The following is a 15,451-nucleotide window of genomic DNA, read 5'->3' on the forward strand; positions in this document are numbered from 1 at the left end:
TTCCTCTTTAGATCCTGTTACGCTTGCCCAAACTCCGAACCGCTTTAGCTATCCGCACATATCCTGTTACAAAGGAGTGCTGATCCCATGCCCAACTATCGAATTATTGTCGACCTTTCACAGCGCATGCTTTATCTGCTTGATAATGACACCGTAACCAGAGGATTTCCTGTCGGCATTGGCCGGATGCTGACCGTCTCGCCGGTAGGCGAGTACACGATCATTAACAAGCAGCCCAACCCGGGCGGACCGTTCGGAGCCTTCTGGATGGGCCTGTCCAAGCCGCATTATGGAATTCACGGAACCAATGACCCTTCCTCCATCGGCCACATGGTCTCCCACGGCTGTATCCGCATGTATAACCAGGACGTGGTCGCGTTGGCTGCTATCATTCCCATTGGCACCCGTGTAACCATCAGGGAGTAGCTACAGTCATGCAGCCGCCTATAAATTTCTATATTGAACACAAGAACCCCTCTGACGGGTTTTCGCCAAAGGGGTTCTTCACAGCATTATTGCACAGTTTGCTCATAACCAAGCTCGTCCAGAATATATTCAGCCAGACTCCACTGTTCCGCAGGTGAGTCTTTGCTTTTTTTGGCGTAGACCAATGCACTCTTGGTAACTTTCTCGATCAGCCTGCGTCCCTGCTCTTTGGTGATGGACACTTCCATCCCGGAGCGGCCCACCACCTCAGACAGACAAAAGAACGCAATCCGCATCGCGTAATTGTCTCTGCTGAGGAAATAGAACAAATGAGGCACGTTCTTGAGCAGACGGTCAACCCAGTTCGTAATCTCCCGAACCTGATAGACTTCCCGGCGATCCTGCTCATACCCATTGAATATAATTATGATTTTGCCCCGTAGCCGCTTCTTCTCATATTTCTTAAATTCACGCAAATAGCTCTCCAGCCGTCCCTTCTCCACATCTTCTCTGGAGACATTCAGCACGGTGGATCCGGCTGCATCCCATTTTGAACTTTCTTCCATCACCGGATCTGCGTTAACAGACAGTGTACTATCCTGTATTTCCGGCAGTCCCAAACGCTGGCGTAATTGATCGTCCATTCTTCACACCTTCCTGTATCAAGCTCTTGTGCAGCTTGTTCACCATGTTATCCTGATATGTAGCTGTTCCTCAAGCCTCATACTCTTCATCGATTAATTATACTCTGAGCCTCCCACAGTCTCAATCGCACGCCAAAAAGACATCCGCAAGGATGTCTTTGAGTGGATTCATATCCTTTGCCTACTGACTACAACACGCTGCGCAACAACCGGATAGCAATAGTATTTAAACGAATTGCTTCACGGATGGATGCTCTGGCAGCCAGCAATTCTCTTCTGGCACGTGAACCGCTTGGAAATCTGCGCAGGTTCTCATTAATTTCCTCAAGTCTTTCCAGCAGGATTGCTCTTTGTGCGAGCAGAGCATTAATTGCTCTGCGGATTCTGTTTCGTTCTCTTTGCGTCATCATTACACCTCTTTTACGTTTTATAGTATAAGAAATGCAAAGATTGGCTTCGGAGACTGTGTGATTTGGCAGTAATATTATAATTAGCTTTCTTTGACTTTGATGGAGATAATATTTACAGGATTAAGATACTTGCCTCCTGCTGGAATCCAGCCTGTCAAACCACCGGATGTCAGATAGGTTCTGGCTTCTGCCGCCGATTCAAACACAGATTCTAGCTCTTCAATTTGCCCATTCACATACTGAAGCTCAAAAATAACTTTACTCACTTGCGACCACCTCCTCAGCTTCTAATTCGTTACCCCGAAGCGTTTACCTGCTTTTACTTCTTGGGCAGCCTTACCCGGAACTCAAATTCGTCACGTCTATAGGTCATTCCGGCCAGCAATACATACTCCGGCGTCCATTTCTGTACAGGTCCGGCGTAATCAGCTATAACATGCGGTTTACCCTCGATCAGCTGAACGACATAGACCTTCACCTGGGCAAGTGCCGCCGCGAATATATCAGCATCACTTGAAAGAACTTTATACGCAGTATTCAACATCTTTCCTCCTTAGTGCACACGCAAGAATGATAAGGATTCATAGAGCACACAAATCAGTTCAATTATACCGGGTTCTGGAACAAAATGTATACCCTATTTAGAGCTTAGAGTTTGATGAAAATGATCTTAAACAGCCCGAGGTATTTGCGCTTTGCCTTAATATCACCGATAAATGTCTTACCGTCTTGAATATCAGGTATGCTGAAGGTGGAGAACAGAATGTGATTTTCCCGGATTGTAAACGATTCGACCATAGGCTGAGCGACCATACTGGTAATTCCTCCAGCTAGCCCTCCCCCCAGTGTTTCCTCCAGATGATTCACCGCGTATTCTCCAAAGTCCTCTTTGCCCGGATTCATGACTGCTAGTAAAACCAGTACTACTATAATTACGAAAGACAGTTTCGCCGCTGTTTTCTTGCGGGCTCTGGGTTCAGGCTGCGGAGCATCATATCGCGGGTTCATGTTTATTCCCTCCAGCTATAATATTTCTTGAATCGTGAACACTAACGGACTCACAATAAACCTGCAGATTATAACCAGTACATCAACCGGCCCGCTTATCCCCACATCCATTCCACTCCAGTCCGGACTACCTGCTACCGGTGAATCCAGCCCATATTGCTCTATAATCCGTTCCCTGGTTTCAGTTGACATGCCAGTTCCTTCTGCAGCTCCAGCCTGAGAACAAATTAGCGTTAATAATAGGATCATTGCAATAATACTTACATATTTATTTCTCATTTCATACCCCTATGTATCTTATTTATTAAAAAGGAAATACCGGCACCGCAACAACCACGGCCAGTATCAGCTGTAACAGCAATAGTCCCCAAGCCCAAACCCTCTAAACACATGCTTCACTTCAGCCTATCCTTAGTCATAAAAGTGATTCTCAGGGTAAGCACCTGCAAAGGGTTCCTTTAGTGTGTATATGATCTAGTATATAGGACATGGTACATTATGTAAAATAAACCATCCGGCTAACCATTGGGATGTAGATAAAATAACACGTCAGCCATTAGTCCGGCGAGTCGCTTTAATTCAATAGCTCTATTAAATATCTATTATCCTAAATAATAATTTTGTATTTTATGTGTATTTTGTAAAAAAAGGATTGAAATATATTCTCATATATTTATAATAATTACCAGATATATGAAGGGAGACATCACGAGATTGTCCACTAGAGATACTCTTCCCCTCATGTCTTACATTGAAATTGACCGTAGACTATATCCACGACCTATTCACACCTTAAGACAGAGATCGACCAGAAACCCTAAAAGCATTTCTCGTATTCTTAATTCGTTATATGAGAGCAATTACATCACCGTGGGTGATTTGATGAAAGCTTCATTGGCTGAATTGCGTTGCTTAAGGAATTTTGGCGTCACGGGGCAAATGATTGTCGTCGAGTTGTTAGAGGCCCATACCAAACAGTTGTCTGAGATTTCCCGCTAAGGACCTTTTAAAGGTTCTTTTTTTATTATCTCTTTTCTCCAGCTTAATCTGCGCTGTTCCCGCAACAATTAATCCTACGATTATTAGCACAATGCCTTTTCTATTTTTCAAATAATGCTCTTAAGTTATTTTCATTCCGCTTCAAGCTCCGATCATTTAGTCCTAGGCAATTACAACCATTTTAATACATTTTATTATTTTTCGACTTATTTATATACATTCTTACATAATACCGCATTTCAAATCATCCTTACTACTCATATACATTATTATCCATGAGGGGTATTGTTTTTCATGTAACTAAATACTTTTTTGGGAGGATTATCTATTTATGAAAAGGAAATTGCTTATTGGACTTTTAACTATTGCCGCATGTTTTACGGTAGGATCGACATCATTTGCTGCTGAAGCTCCATCTTCTACTCTTAGCTCTTCAACTTCAATTTCTCCAAATGCTGTAATAAAACCAATTGACGAGACTCAGGCTATTGTTAGAATGCAAGTAGGCGAAACTATATGGTTGACTGGCTATAATTTTTGGTATATTAATTATGACGGATCCATTGAAATAATACCGGCTGAAGGAAAGTTTACTGCCTTACATCCTGGAACCAGTACAGTCGCAGCTGACTTTGGGAATGGTATTACATTTTATTATATTATCTTAGTTAACTAAGTCTTGACGATGCTCAAGAAATGATAATTCTGTCATCCAAACCGACAATTTATTAATTCAAAAAATAACCCGTCAGGCATAAGCCGGCGGGTTATTTTTTGTATGCTCTGAATTTAACAAAAAACACAGTTTTTCGAATAATTCCTATACATGAATGAACCATCCTTCTTCCCGCTCCCCTCTATTTCTAAAAGTATGTAATAAAAAGACGCCCAAATCGCTCCAAGACCAAACTTAAAACACCCTTAAAGCAGTTTAATGTGATAAATGAATTTTTAATAGAAATGCACCTCAAAAAATTCCGAGGTGCATCCATGTTAGATTTAAAAACTTATGTTGTAATGAGCAAAATTCAGATGATACTGCGTCATTGCAGTGAAGTTGGGATTATCTACGACCACATATATTGTTGCTCCAGGCGGAAGCAAAACATTACTAAACGATTGCGCTTCAGCAGTTCCTGCCTTTCCTGTGTAAAGTGGGCCCAGTTCAGCGAGACCATTATTGTAATTAATAATTATACCCGCTCTTGTAGGACCGTTACCACTAAATCCTCCCACATGAACACCAATTCTTTTGAGATTTGTTGTTGTATTTGTCCACTTAAACCAATCTTGATCGGTAGCACTTTGGATGAACAAATCATATATCGCACCACCGTATTCATTCGGTGTAATGGTAAGTGCATTCTCTCTACTATCACCAATTCCAACAACGTAAGGAGTGATTTCGGCCGCTGAAGTGTTTTCTTCAGCAAATGCGGAAGCCGATGGAATCATTACTACAGCTGAGATAAGAAGAACAGAAAGAAACTTTTTGATTTTCACAATTCTTCCGCCTTTCCAACTATTGTTAACCGGCCGATTACACTTAAATAATACATCTTTCCCTTTTGTTATTACATAGTCCATAAGTTGTCAATTATAATAATATTCTACCGATATTTTATGTCTATTGTTGTTGAATTATGAATAAAACATTCCCTTCCTGTCATGTGGATTTTTACATGCATATTAATGTAGGGACAAAGCCTCGTTATTTAACATCCTTTTATACTGGTCGCGAAGAGTAGATCAATATGGTGAGCTTTATATGCACTGAGTAGGCAAAGTCCCCTGGCCTATAAACACAAAAAAACCGGCGCCTAGAGCGCCAAGGGCTGCTATATCCTAGTAAAGTGTCATGTACTGATCTCTTTCCCATTCGTGAACCTGGGTGCGATTTACAGTTGGAATTTTCCAGATCATTCTGAACGCCGCTGAATACAAGGTAAGAAAGGCTTGTAGGAACGTTACCTTTTTGAAATACACCGCCTACCTTCTATATATATTTGGCATTTTGTGGGCAGTGTTGCGGGCGTTTTACTAGGTTGAAAAAGAGCCGTCTAGGATAGTGGTTAGCGGGAGTGTTTTATGTATGCTCTATTCAAAACGGACGAAATAGGAACCGGACAGCTTAATGATTTCGGAGTGTAGCCTTCTACGATGCCACCATAATCCATTAGGCGGCCGATTGGGTCCGAATATCTTCCCGGTACCAGACAGATACCTTGGATTGAGTCAGTGCTGCCGTTAGAAAGTCAATGTCACTCTGCCGGACTTTCTATATATTATTCATGCTCTCTTTTTCTCTTCTTTCGATATTTATAAATCCAGTAAAACAATATCAACACCAACAATATTAAAAAGAATCCGATCCACAAGGCTGCTGGATGCCAAATCAAAAAAATTGTATCTCTATATTGATAATTTTCATTATTCATAAATACAGAATAATTCATTTGGAACATTATGTATATGTGGGTAAGCAAAGTTTTCAGGAATGTAAAGAAATACCCCACCATTATTGGTGAGGTACTGCTTATAAATAGAAAGCAAAAACGATTTGTGCTAGGGCGATAGACGTTTGAACAATACTCCACACGGTTGTCCTACCCTATCCTCATCATTTCCGCTATTGGCGGAATGATCTGCCTTTAATCGCTGCAGTACTTCAAGAGTTGGCTGCGTAAAAGCTGCCCGTTCTTTGTCCAGGATATCCTGTAGGCGGTCATTGTCCTCCAGGGCACGATCCAGCATCGCACGCGGAACCAACTCGCCTTTTGAGACAGCCCGCCACTGAATATAAGCAAATATGATAAACAAGAACAGTAAGACAACCGACAGCCCACACTTTTCAACCAGTGGCAGCAGCTCTTGTATTGTGGATACCTCTGTGCCCATCCCCCGCTCCCCTTTCCTCTCTCTAATGTAAAAGCCCCCGGATCGACTCCGAGGGCAAAATAAAAACGCCTTCGTAGGCGCTCTCATCCATTCCATATTCTAAAAAATAAGCACCTCTTAAATTCAAGAGGCGCTTGCACTATAACCGTTAAAAAGTGTAGGCTGCAAAATTAAGATGGTACGAAGGAGGTGTTGTTAAATTAGGAGCATCAACTACTAAGTATACTGTGGCTCCAGGTGGGACAAAAATATTTCCCAAGACTTGAGTATTTGTAGTGTTTGCCTTATCAGAATAATACAAATCAGTCTCACCGAAACCGTTGTTATAATTGATTTTGAAGCCCGCTCTGATAGGGCCATTTCCACTATAACCACCTATATTAGCAGCAACCCTCCTAAAACTTGAAGATGTATTGGTCCACTTAAACCAATCTTTCTCGGAAGCGTCTTGTATAAAAAGGTCATAAATAACACCACCGGTGGCCACATCAACCCCATTACTTAGCACAAGCGATATTGCAGATGCCTGAGAATCACCAATACCTATAAGAAATGGTGTTACCTCAGCGGCATTTGCATTGGATTCTGCAAAAGCTGATGCCGAAGGTATCATAAGAACAGCTGAGACAAGAAGTGCAGATAGAATCTTTTTAAATTTCAATGATCTTCCGCCTTTCGATAATTTCGTTAATCGGCCGATTACAAAGTTAATATTATCCTTTTATATGTTTATTTTCCATGGTTCATTAGAATCCATTCTTTATCACAAATATGTAATTTATTGATAATTTAAAATGCCGAAATATTACTATTTTTGATATATAATGTCATTTCGTTTACAACCACTCTGCAAACAGCTACATGAAATCTATCCTCGAATAATTCCCACTATTTATTTGTGGGCATTTTGTGGGCACCACCATTAATTTAAGCAACCCCCACCACCCTCACGCCCACAAACAAAAAAGCCCCCAGCGCTTAGAGCGCCAAGGGCTGCTGTATCCTAGTAAAGCGTCATGTACTGATCTCTTTCCCATTCGTGAACCTGGGTCCGGTAAATATCCCATTCAATTTCTTTAAGTTCGTAGAAGTGGGCCAGCGCATGTTCACCCAGAGCTTCGGTAATAACATGGCTGCGGATCATTTCGTTGAGGGCTTCCTTCAGATCGGACGGCAAGCTTGGGATGCCTTCTTCAATCCGCTCTTCCTCAGACATCACATAGATGTTACGGTCGATTGGAGCCGGAAGATCAAGCTGGCGTTTGATTCCATCCAGACCTGCCTTCAACATTACAGCAAGTGCAAGGTAAGGGTTAGCTGCCGGGTCCGGGTTACGGACTTCAACGCGTGTACTGAGCCCTCTGGAAGCGGGAATACGGATCATCGGGCTGCGGTTGCTCGCAGACCAAGCCACGTAGCAAGGAGCTTCATAACCAGGCACCAGACGTTTGTATGAGTTGACAGTCGGGTTAGTGATCGCAGCAAAAGCACGTGCGTGCTTCAGAATCCCTGCCATGTAATAACGGGCTGTTTTACTCAGACCCAGTGTGTCACTTTCGTCATAAAACATGTTCTCGTTGCCTTTGAACAAGGATTGGTGTGCGTGCATACCGGATCCGTTCATACCAAATAGCGGCTTAGGCATAAAAGTAGCATGCAGGCCGTGCTGACGGGCTACCGTCTTCACGACAAGTTTGAAGGTTTGAATCTGGTCCGCTGCCTTGATAGCATCGGCGTATTTGAAGTCAATTTCATGCTGGCCGGAAGCCACTTCATGGTGGGAGGCTTCCACTTCAAAGCCCATTTCTTCAAGCGTCAGTACGATTTCGCGGCGGCAGTTCTCCCCAAGATCCATCGGCGCCAAATCGAAATATCCGCCCTGATCGTTCAGTTCAGTGGTCGGGTTACCCTTCTCATCTGTTCTGAACAGGAAGAATTCAGGTTCAGGTCCAACGTTCATAGCAGTAAAGCCCATTTCTTCAGCTTCGAGCAGACAACGTTTGAGGATACCGCGCGGATCTCCGGCAAACGGTGTTCCGTCTGGCATATACACATCACAAATCAGACGTGCAACACGACTATCCGTCACCCAAGGGAAAATCACCCAAGTGCTAAGATCCGGATACAGGTACATATCGGATTCTTCGATCCGGACATAACCTTCGATGGAGGAACCGTCGAACATCATTTTGTTGTCGAGTGCCTTTTCCAGCTGACTTACGGGAATTTCCACATTTTTGATTGTTCCGAGCAGATCGGTAAATTGCAGGCGAATAAACCGGACGTTCTCGTCCTTGGCAATACGCAGAATATCCTCTTTAGAAAAGCTCACTTTACCCTCTCCCTTTCAAAATCTCTATGTTATTTATTAAAAAACCGGGATAGCTCGCCTTGGATTAGAGACACTTGTCCCGGTCTTTTACCGGAAACCAGTTCCTGCTTAAGCAGACGGTGAAGCTGTGAATCGGATAACTCTCTACGCCGAACCTCTGTATCAGGGGTAATGACTGTAGCTTCTTCGGATTCCTTCGAGACAGGATTCATCACCTGCTTAATGCCGGCAATATTAACACCCTTCTCAATCAATGCCTTGATCTCTAGCAGACGTTCAACATCATTAAAGGAGAACAAACGCTGGTTGCCGGATGTGCGCGCGGGTACGATCAGACTGTGCTGTTCATAATAACGAATTTGTCTGGCAGATAGATCGGTTAACTTCATTACGATTCCTATAGGGAATAATGCCATATTTCTGCGGATTTCATCACCCATGACTCATCCAACCTTCCAATGATCTTTTTCTCATCTCATTGTACATTTCCTTATATGGCGTGTCAATGGTATGTGAGTTTTTCTCACAAGATTTCTTTAAGCCAATGAGAGATTAAGTGAACAAAGTGTCAGCTACATGGGACCTGGCTTCCCGCAGTATATCACATAGATCAATCCTCAAGCAAAAGTTCCGTACTGGAAAACAGTTTCGCTCAAACGCGCATCATGCACGACTCCAACTTTTCAGAAACTCCTTATTCAAAAGAAAATGTGACTGGCTAACCTTCAATCACCAGCTCCCCTTCTCCTGCTGGGGTCTCAAATCCGCTCAAAAAACGGGTCAGGATCTCTTCCGTGATTGGAAAAGCGGCATTAGCATCAAAACGCCCGCTCCGGATCTGAAGCCTCCGGCGCAATTCGTCCGGATGGACTTTTAAATGGATCAGTGCCCATACGCCTCCATAACGCTCAATCAGTTGTTTATATTCATTCCGCTTCTGCCGCTGCCAAAAGCTGAAATCGATAACGACATGACGCTTCGCCTGAATCAGCTTCACCAGTTCCCCCGCAGCCTGATTTCCGATTGTTCCTTAAAGGATTCATAAGCCTGCTCCGGATAATCTACACCAAAACGGCCATGTGTACTCCAAATATCCTCATCGATCGAGAGCCGGACGAATCCCGCTTTCTCCAGCTTCAGCGCAAAGGTTGTTTTCCCCGAGCCAGCCACACCGCACATCATCACTATAACGGGAGCTTCGCTCACATTGTTTTGTTGCGTTAAATATTCTATCGCTGCCGCTTCATTCAGCATTGACTTCATCTCCTCTTCACTTTGAGCATAGGGGAACGCTTCTCCTTAAACTACGTAGATATAGTATAAAACTACTACGGGGTGACTTCTATGAACCAGAATAATCTCATTTGTAAAGCTTGCGGAAATAACACTTTTGCTGAAGGAAAACTGGAGGGCTACGCTAATGTAAGGCCTGTAAATAACTACTTTTCTTTTGGTTCGAAGCTTACATTGACAATTTGCAAAAGATGCGGCGAAGTGGCTTCTATGAAAGTAGACAAATTTGAGAAATTCTAATTCAATCCACCAATGCAAATAACCGGACAGCCATCTGCTGAGTGTCCGGTCAATGTAAGTTCACAATTAATTAAAGTAAATTGCGCTCTCTCATGCTTTGCAGGGCCATTAGTACCCCGTACTTTACATGGGAATAAGTTAATCCGCCCTGCATATACCCGATATACGGTGCCCGGATCGGCGCATCCGCAGATAACTCCAGACTGCCGCCCTGAATGAACGTCCCTGCCGCCATAATGACCGGATGCTCATAACCAGGCATATCCCATGGCTCGGGAACAACGTGGCTGTCTACTGCCGCTGCACGCTGAATTCCCTGCACGAAAGCAATCAGATGCTCAGGTCCGTCAAAAGCTACTGCCTGGATCAGATCCGTCCGCGGCTCATCCCAGGCAGGCTTGGTCGTAAACCCGCAGCGCTGGAATACAGCGGAAGCGAAAATACTGCCCTTCACAGCCTGCCCTACGGTATGCGGAGCCATGAAGAGCCCCTGATACAGTCCGCGCGTCGTCCCCAGCATGGCACCGACTTCTCCGCCTATCCCGGGAGCAGTCAAGCGGTATGCGGCCAATTCCACCAGATCTGCCCGGCCGCAGATATACCCGCCTGTCTCGGCAATTCCGCCGCCAGGATTCTTAATCAATGAACCGGCAACGAGGTCAGCGCCAACCTGAGGGGGCTCCAGAGTCTCGGTGAACTCTCCGTAGCAGTTGTCTACGAATACAATTACATCAGGCTTTAGCGCTTTTACCTTCGCTACCATCTCACCAATCTCAGCAACAGTGAAGGAAGAACGCCAATCATAACCGCGGGAACGCTGGATTCCTATGACCTTAGTTTTATCGTTTACCGCTATTGCAACCTCGTCCCAGTCAATTTTACCGTCAGCCGTCAGTGCAGTCTCGCGGTAGCCGATGCCAAAGTCCGCCAGAGAGCCTGTCCCGTCGCCGGCCTTGCCAACTACCTTATGCAGTGTATCGTAGGGGCGTCCTGTAATGTATAGAAGCTCGTCTCCGGGACGAAGCACACCAAAGAGCGCCGTAGATATCGTATGAGTGCCAGAAGCGAAATGCGGGCGTACGAGCGCCGCCTCGGCGCCGAATACTTCAGCATAGACCAGATCCAGTACCTCACGCCCCCGGTCATTGTAGGCATATCCCGTAGACCCGGCAAAATGAAAATCACTGACATGCTGGCGCTGAAAGGCTTCAATGACCTTCCACTGATTATGATCTACAATTTTATCCAGCCGCTTAACGGCAACTTCAATTTCAAGCTCTGCAGCTTCCGCTGCCTGTAATAGATCCTCTGCAAATACTGCCATTTCCCCTCAATCTCTCCTTACCCTACTTTTACTTGTCAAAGCTGAACACGCGATTCCAAGAGGAACGGTGTGCGTTTCAGCGAGAAACCCCGCACAGCAGCGCCTGCCCCGAATGATACGAAGCAGAACTGAGGCTGTGCGGGGACTTGTAATGCCTGTACCTATCTTGCACTTATTGCGGTTCGATAAACTCAGCAAGCTTGTAGCTCCATTTATCGTAATCCTCTTTATTCAGACGAACATTATAGAGTACGTCATTCCCGTCATAATTCTGCTCAAGTACTTCTCCAACCCGGTAGAGCAGTGATGACAGGTCTCCCCGGTCCCCGGGAATCCGGAAGATCAGGGTGTCCCCGGCCAGTTCATCGCTGATAATCTCCGTAATCCTGGTCAGGTCATCCTGATTAAAAGCACTGATCTTCAGGAAGCCCGGACCTGTAGGAAGCATTTCCAGCTGCTCCGGCTGGCACAGATCGGTTTTGTTGAACAAGACGATCTGAGGCTTTCCTGCGGCTCCCAGATCCTGCAGAATCGACTGGACAACATCCATCTGCTCTTCACGCATCGGCGAAGAGGAATCGACCACATGCAGCACCAGATTCGCTTCATTCACTTCCTCCAGTGTAGCACGGAAGGAGGCTACCAGATCATGCGGCAGGTTCTGAATGAACCCTACAGTATCTGTAAGGACAACTTCTTTACCCCCAGGTAGCTGGAGCACGCGTGAAGTCGGGTCGAGGGTCGCAAACAGCTGGTTCTCAATATAGACATCCGCATCTGTAAGCTGCTTCAGCAGCGTGGATTTGCCGGCGTTGGTATAGCCAACAAGTGCCACCTGTACAGCGCCGCTCTTACGGCGGCGTTCACGGTGCAGCTCACGTGTCTTGACGACCTCATCAAGCTGGCGTTTCAGCTCGGTAATCCGGTCGCGGATATGACGGCGGTCGGTCTCCAGCTTGCTCTCCCCTGGTCCTCTCGTACCAATCCCGCCGCCGAGCCGCGACAGATTCTTGCCATGTCCGGACAGTCGCGGAAGCAGATAGGAGAGCTGCGCCAGCTCTACCTGAATGATGCCTTCCCGGGTTTTTGCCCGGCCGGCAAAAATATCAAGGATCAGCTGGGTCCGGTCAATAATCTTCAGATCCAGAGACTCCTCCAGATTCCGTACCTGTGCTCCGGACAGCTCCTGGTCGAAGATCGCCGTATTGGCACCCAGTCCGTCAGCCGCCATCCGCAGCTCTTCTACCTTTCCCTTACCGATGAACCATTTGGAATCCGGGGTTTCCTTGTTCTGCCGGATGACATCGAGCACCTCCACTCCGGCCGTTTCAGCCAGCTGGACCAGCTCCTGGAGTGAAAGCTCGGGATCAATGCCCGTGCGTTTGATTTTGTCCGTGACCAGACTGACGAGTATTGCCCGGTCCTGAACATCTGTTTGGGTATCATGTGTGGTGATTGCCATTAATTAAGTGCTCCTTATCTGTATGCATTCATATCTTACAATTTGAAATCCTCCGTCCGCAGGGTCATCAGCTCCTGCTTGCCGGGACTTGTGCTTTCATACTGATTCAGCAGCCGTACCGCCTGCGAGCGCACCGCCTTCTCAATACTGTTGCGCACGTACCTTGCGTTGCTGAAGGCATGCAGACTTTCTGTTTTTTCAAGCAGTAAAGCCTGCTTAAGTTTGAGTATGGCCTGCGGCATCAGAATATAATCGCGTTCTTTGGCCATTAGCTCGGCAATCTGCAGCAGCTGGTCAATCGTATAGTCAGGAAATTCCACCTGAATCGGAAACCGTGAGGGCAGACCGGGGTTGCTCATCAGAAAATAGTCGATTTCTCCGGAATAACCGGCCAGAATCAGCACAAATTGGCTCCGGTGATCCTCCATGGATTTCACCAGTGTGTCGATGGCCTCCTTGCCGAAATCCTTATCTCCCCCACGGGCCAGACTATAGGCCTCATCGATAAAAAGAATGCCGCCCAACGCCTTTTTCACCAGATCCCGCGTCTTCTGTGCAGTATGCCCGATGTATTCGCCCACCAGATCGGCCCGTTCCACTTCAATGAGATGGCCTTTGCTGAGCACACCCATCCGCTGGAACAGCTTCGCAACAATACGTGCTACGGTTGTTTTGCCTGTGCCGGGATTTCCCTTGAAGACCATATGATAGGCCTGGCCCCCGCTGGCGAGTCCGGCTTCACTGCGCATCTGCGCTACCTGCAGCAGGGCATATATCTCAAAAACTAGCTCTTTGATATTATCCAGACCTACTAACGCGTCCAGTTCCCGGCTGAGTTCCTGGAACAGTCCGCTGTGACTGTGATTTTTGGAGGGGGCCGGTCCGCTGGCACTGTCTGCGGGTGAGCTGGCCACCGGCGCCGGATCCTGATTCCTCAGCACAATATTGATCTGCCGTGACGGTCTTCCTTCATCCCGTCCACTTGCCGCCGCTACATGTCCGTTCACCTTGTTCACCTCATTATACAGGGCTGACTTGCTCTAAACAGTCTATTCCGGTACAGGGGGTGTTATTAGCAGTTTCCGAAATTAGCAGATTTATAAAGATAACTGCTGCATTTTCCATTTGGTATAGGCCAGAATTTCGCGTGTCTTGTACTTGAACATCGACATGACCTCAGACTCCGTAACCCCAAGCTCCGGGTTCGTGAACTTAAGCTCACGTGCAATCTCCAGCGCACGGCGGCCATGGAAATCATGCGTAATGATAACCGCAGAAGACAAGCCCTCCTGCTGCATGACAGCCTTACTGAACAGAAGATTCTCATAGGTGCTGGTAGACTGATTCTCCAGATAGATCACATCCTCCGGAACACCATGTGCCGCCAGATACCTCTTCATTCCTTCGGCTTCAGTATACTTGTAATCGGGGTGATCCAGACCTCCGGAAACCACAAAATGGGTGAATACTCCTGAACGATAGAGCTCAAGCGCATAATCCAGCCGCTCCCTCAGACCCGGACTGGGTTCATCCCCCCACATCGACATGCCCAGAATTACACCTGCATCCGCTTTCACCATAGGCGCGGTTGTTTCTGCACTGTTAATTCTGTTAAATGCCACAGCGCACCAGATCAGTCCGGCAACGATAATCAGTATCAGTGCAGCCCACAATATGCGCTTCATACGGTAGTGGCGCTTCCGGGTGACTCTGCGAATGGGAGATGATCCTCTTTGATAGACATACCATTCCATTATTATTTCCTCCTGAACTCTCCGTGATGAAACAATTCGGCACGGTGCTTCAGTGAAAGGGAGAAATAAGGGAAGGCATGAGCATCGATACTGCGCAGTATCGTATTCGCTGTAGACCAGGCTAAATTATAGTCACTGTCTGTAATATCATCCCGTTCCAGCGCTTCCTCCAGCTCATCCTCATCCAGCAAGAACACTTCACCGTTCCACAGCACCACAACATCCAGGTACAAATCATCAAACCAGGGAACCCCTTGGTCTGTTACTCCCTGAACCTTGCAGGTGTCGATATACCATTGTACAATATTCTGCCGTTCGTCAAACATGGCCGTCACAATATAGTGGCTGTCTTTGGGAAAATACTGCAGCCATGAATACCCTTTGTCCGCAATGCGGTATGTATGCCTGCCATAGCTCTTCCACAGCGGCTCCTTCAACCCGTAAATGGTATACAGTGTAATGTAACCGCTGAATTCCCGGGTTTCCACATAGCGGCAGGCAAAATGGCGGCGCGTAATCCGGCGCCAGTTGGCCCGGTCTCCGAATTTACGTTTCATATGAATAACCCTCTCAGATAATGGTGCCTTCAGCTTAACACATTTCGCTTAGACACTCAAAATATCACTGTGATCCCAGTCACCAGAAAACCCCGGCAGCCGGG

General features: G+C 46.2%; 21 protein-coding genes. 3 read left to right on the forward strand and 18 right to left on the reverse strand.

Features of this window, described 5'->3' with window-relative positions; genetic code table 11:
• Positions 1-87 precede the first annotated feature (87 nt).
• On the forward strand, positions 88-426 hold the full coding sequence (locus P40081_RS19815; RefSeq protein ID WP_039299202.1) for a L,D-transpeptidase: 339 nt from the start codon (positions 88-90) through the stop codon (positions 424-426).
• Between the two features lie 86 nt (positions 427-512).
• Here the strand turns inward: P40081_RS19815 and P40081_RS19820 are convergent, their stop codons facing one another.
• From P40081_RS19820 to P40081_RS19845, 6 genes are all read right to left on the reverse strand, one after another.
• Complete coding sequence (locus P40081_RS19820) at positions 513-1,070, reverse strand: hypothetical protein (protein ID WP_042137880.1); 558 nt, start codon at positions 1,068-1,070, stop codon at positions 513-515.
• 188 nt (positions 1,071-1,258) lie between these two features.
• Entirely contained in the window at positions 1,259-1,480 is a 222-nt protein-coding gene (locus P40081_RS19825) for a hypothetical protein (protein WP_144026006.1), read from the reverse strand.
• Between the two features lie 80 nt (positions 1,481-1,560).
• Positions 1,561-1,746, reverse strand: coding sequence for a hypothetical protein (locus P40081_RS19830; RefSeq protein WP_039299211.1), 186 nt, complete (start codon positions 1,744-1,746; stop codon positions 1,561-1,563).
• A gap of 53 nt (positions 1,747-1,799) precedes the next feature.
• Positions 1,800-2,024 carry a hypothetical protein gene (locus P40081_RS19835; protein WP_305954185.1) on the reverse strand — a complete coding sequence of 75 codons (225 nt, stop codon included), beginning with the start codon at positions 2,022-2,024 and terminating at the stop codon, positions 1,800-1,802.
• 104 nt (positions 2,025-2,128) lie between these two features.
• Entirely contained in the window at positions 2,129-2,488 is a 360-nt protein-coding gene (locus P40081_RS19840; protein ID WP_042137882.1) for a hypothetical protein, read from the reverse strand.
• Between the two features lie 15 nt (positions 2,489-2,503).
• On the reverse strand, positions 2,504-2,680 hold the full coding sequence (locus tag P40081_RS19845) for a hypothetical protein (protein WP_156118654.1): 177 nt from the start codon (positions 2,678-2,680) through the stop codon (positions 2,504-2,506).
• A 549-nt stretch (positions 2,681-3,229) separates the two neighbouring features.
• Here P40081_RS19845 and P40081_RS40075 point away from each other — a divergent pair.
• Both P40081_RS40075 and P40081_RS19850 read left to right on the forward strand, forming a co-directional pair.
• Positions 3,230-3,487, forward strand: coding sequence for a DNA-directed RNA polymerase subunit alpha C-terminal domain-containing protein (locus tag P40081_RS40075; RefSeq protein WP_425497131.1), 258 nt, complete (start codon positions 3,230-3,232; stop codon positions 3,485-3,487).
• Positions 3,488-3,818: 331 nt separating this feature from the next.
• Entirely contained in the window at positions 3,819-4,163 is a 345-nt protein-coding gene (locus P40081_RS19850; protein WP_042137886.1) for a hypothetical protein, read from the forward strand.
• Between the two features lie 323 nt (positions 4,164-4,486).
• Here P40081_RS19850 and P40081_RS19855 read toward each other — a convergent pair whose 3' ends face one another.
• The 12 genes from P40081_RS19855 to P40081_RS19910 all read right to left on the reverse strand — a co-directional run bounded on the left by P40081_RS19855 (position 4,487) and on the right by P40081_RS19910 (position 15,347).
• Complete coding sequence (locus P40081_RS19855) at positions 4,487-4,990, reverse strand: hypothetical protein (protein WP_042137887.1); 504 nt, start codon at positions 4,988-4,990, stop codon at positions 4,487-4,489.
• Positions 4,991-6,052: 1,062 nt separating this feature from the next.
• Positions 6,053-6,385: a hypothetical protein gene (locus P40081_RS19865; RefSeq protein WP_042137891.1), complete on the reverse strand. Its 333-nt coding sequence runs from the start codon at positions 6,383-6,385 to the stop codon at positions 6,053-6,055.
• 148 nt (positions 6,386-6,533) lie between these two features.
• Positions 6,534-7,046, reverse strand: coding sequence for a hypothetical protein (locus P40081_RS19870; RefSeq protein ID WP_042137893.1), 513 nt, complete (start codon positions 7,044-7,046; stop codon positions 6,534-6,536).
• A 342-nt stretch (positions 7,047-7,388) separates the two neighbouring features.
• Positions 7,389-8,717, reverse strand: coding sequence for a type I glutamate--ammonia ligase (gene glnA / locus P40081_RS19875; protein WP_039299225.1), 1,329 nt, complete (start codon positions 8,715-8,717; stop codon positions 7,389-7,391).
• Positions 8,718-8,746: 29 nt separating this feature from the next.
• Positions 8,747-9,157, reverse strand: coding sequence for a MerR family transcriptional regulator (locus tag P40081_RS19880; protein ID WP_019910684.1), 411 nt, complete (start codon positions 9,155-9,157; stop codon positions 8,747-8,749).
• A gap of 278 nt (positions 9,158-9,435) precedes the next feature.
• Positions 9,436-9,714, reverse strand: a complete 279-nt coding sequence (locus tag P40081_RS39785; RefSeq protein ID WP_269323101.1) for a P-loop nucleotide/nucleoside kinase family protein — start codon at positions 9,712-9,714, stop codon at positions 9,436-9,438.
• Positions 9,711-9,971, reverse strand: coding sequence for an AAA family ATPase (locus P40081_RS39790; protein WP_269323102.1), 261 nt, complete (start codon positions 9,969-9,971; stop codon positions 9,711-9,713). Before P40081_RS39790 ends, P40081_RS39785 begins: the two co-directional genes overlap by 4 nt.
• A gap of 349 nt (positions 9,972-10,320) precedes the next feature.
• Positions 10,321-11,574 (reverse strand): methionine gamma-lyase family protein, encoded by a 1,254-nt coding sequence (locus P40081_RS19890; RefSeq protein ID WP_042137898.1) that lies wholly within the window; start codon positions 11,572-11,574, stop codon positions 10,321-10,323.
• Between the two features lie 172 nt (positions 11,575-11,746).
• Entirely contained in the window at positions 11,747-13,036 is a 1,290-nt protein-coding gene (gene hflX / locus P40081_RS19895; protein WP_039299242.1) for a GTPase HflX, read from the reverse strand.
• A 35-nt stretch (positions 13,037-13,071) separates the two neighbouring features.
• Entirely contained in the window at positions 13,072-14,043 is a 972-nt protein-coding gene (locus P40081_RS19900; RefSeq protein ID WP_042137900.1) for an AAA family ATPase, read from the reverse strand.
• 90 nt (positions 14,044-14,133) lie between these two features.
• Positions 14,134-14,790 (reverse strand): YdcF family protein, encoded by a 657-nt coding sequence (locus P40081_RS19905; protein WP_042137901.1) that lies wholly within the window; start codon positions 14,788-14,790, stop codon positions 14,134-14,136.
• A gap of 2 nt (positions 14,791-14,792) precedes the next feature.
• The gene (locus P40081_RS19910; RefSeq protein ID WP_039299253.1) at positions 14,793-15,347 is read right to left on the reverse strand and encodes a ribonuclease FAU-1 family protein; all 555 of its coding nucleotides are present in this window, start codon (positions 15,345-15,347) and stop codon (positions 14,793-14,795) included.
• Between the last annotated feature and the right edge of the window lie 104 nt (positions 15,348-15,451).

The organism is Paenibacillus sp. FSL P4-0081 (assembly GCF_000758565.1).
GTDB lineage: Bacteria > Bacillota > Bacilli > Paenibacillales > Paenibacillaceae > Paenibacillus_AQ > Paenibacillus_AQ phytohabitans.

Bases quoted from the DNA above. Each gene is read 5' to 3' on its own strand.
- P40081_RS40075 (WP_425497131.1), top strand. From the start codon at position 3,230: ATGTCTTACATTGAAATTGACCGTAGACTATATCCACGACCTATTCAC.
- P40081_RS39790 (WP_269323102.1), bottom strand. From the start codon at position 9,971: ATGCTGAATGAAGCGGCAGCGATAGAATATTTAACGCAACAAAACAAT.
- P40081_RS19835 (WP_305954185.1), bottom strand. From the start codon at position 2,024: ATGTTGAATACTGCGTATAAAGTTCTTTCAAGTGATGCTGATATATTC.
- P40081_RS19815 (WP_039299202.1), top strand. From the start codon at position 88: ATGCCCAACTATCGAATTATTGTCGACCTTTCACAGCGCATGCTTTAT.
- P40081_RS19840 (WP_042137882.1), bottom strand. From the start codon at position 2,488: ATGAACCCGCGATATGATGCTCCGCAGCCTGAACCCAGAGCCCGCAAG.
- hflX (WP_039299242.1), bottom strand. From the start codon at position 13,036: ATGGCAATCACCACACATGATACCCAAACAGATGTTCAGGACCGGGCA.
- P40081_RS19910 (WP_039299253.1), bottom strand. From the start codon at position 15,347: ATGAAACGTAAATTCGGAGACCGGGCCAACTGGCGCCGGATTACGCGC.
- P40081_RS19890 (WP_042137898.1), bottom strand. From the start codon at position 11,574: ATGGCAGTATTTGCAGAGGATCTATTACAGGCAGCGGAAGCTGCAGAG.
- P40081_RS19850 (WP_042137886.1), top strand. From the start codon at position 3,819: ATGAAAAGGAAATTGCTTATTGGACTTTTAACTATTGCCGCATGTTTT.
- P40081_RS19865 (WP_042137891.1), bottom strand. From the start codon at position 6,385: ATGGGCACAGAGGTATCCACAATACAAGAGCTGCTGCCACTGGTTGAA.
- P40081_RS19825 (WP_144026006.1), bottom strand. From the start codon at position 1,480: ATGATGACGCAAAGAGAACGAAACAGAATCCGCAGAGCAATTAATGCT.
- P40081_RS19905 (WP_042137901.1), bottom strand. From the start codon at position 14,790: ATGGAATGGTATGTCTATCAAAGAGGATCATCTCCCATTCGCAGAGTC.
- P40081_RS19820 (WP_042137880.1), bottom strand. From the start codon at position 1,070: ATGGACGATCAATTACGCCAGCGTTTGGGACTGCCGGAAATACAGGAT.
- P40081_RS19880 (WP_019910684.1), bottom strand. From the start codon at position 9,157: ATGGGTGATGAAATCCGCAGAAATATGGCATTATTCCCTATAGGAATC.
- P40081_RS19845 (WP_156118654.1), bottom strand. From the start codon at position 2,680: ATGTCAACTGAAACCAGGGAACGGATTATAGAGCAATATGGGCTGGAT.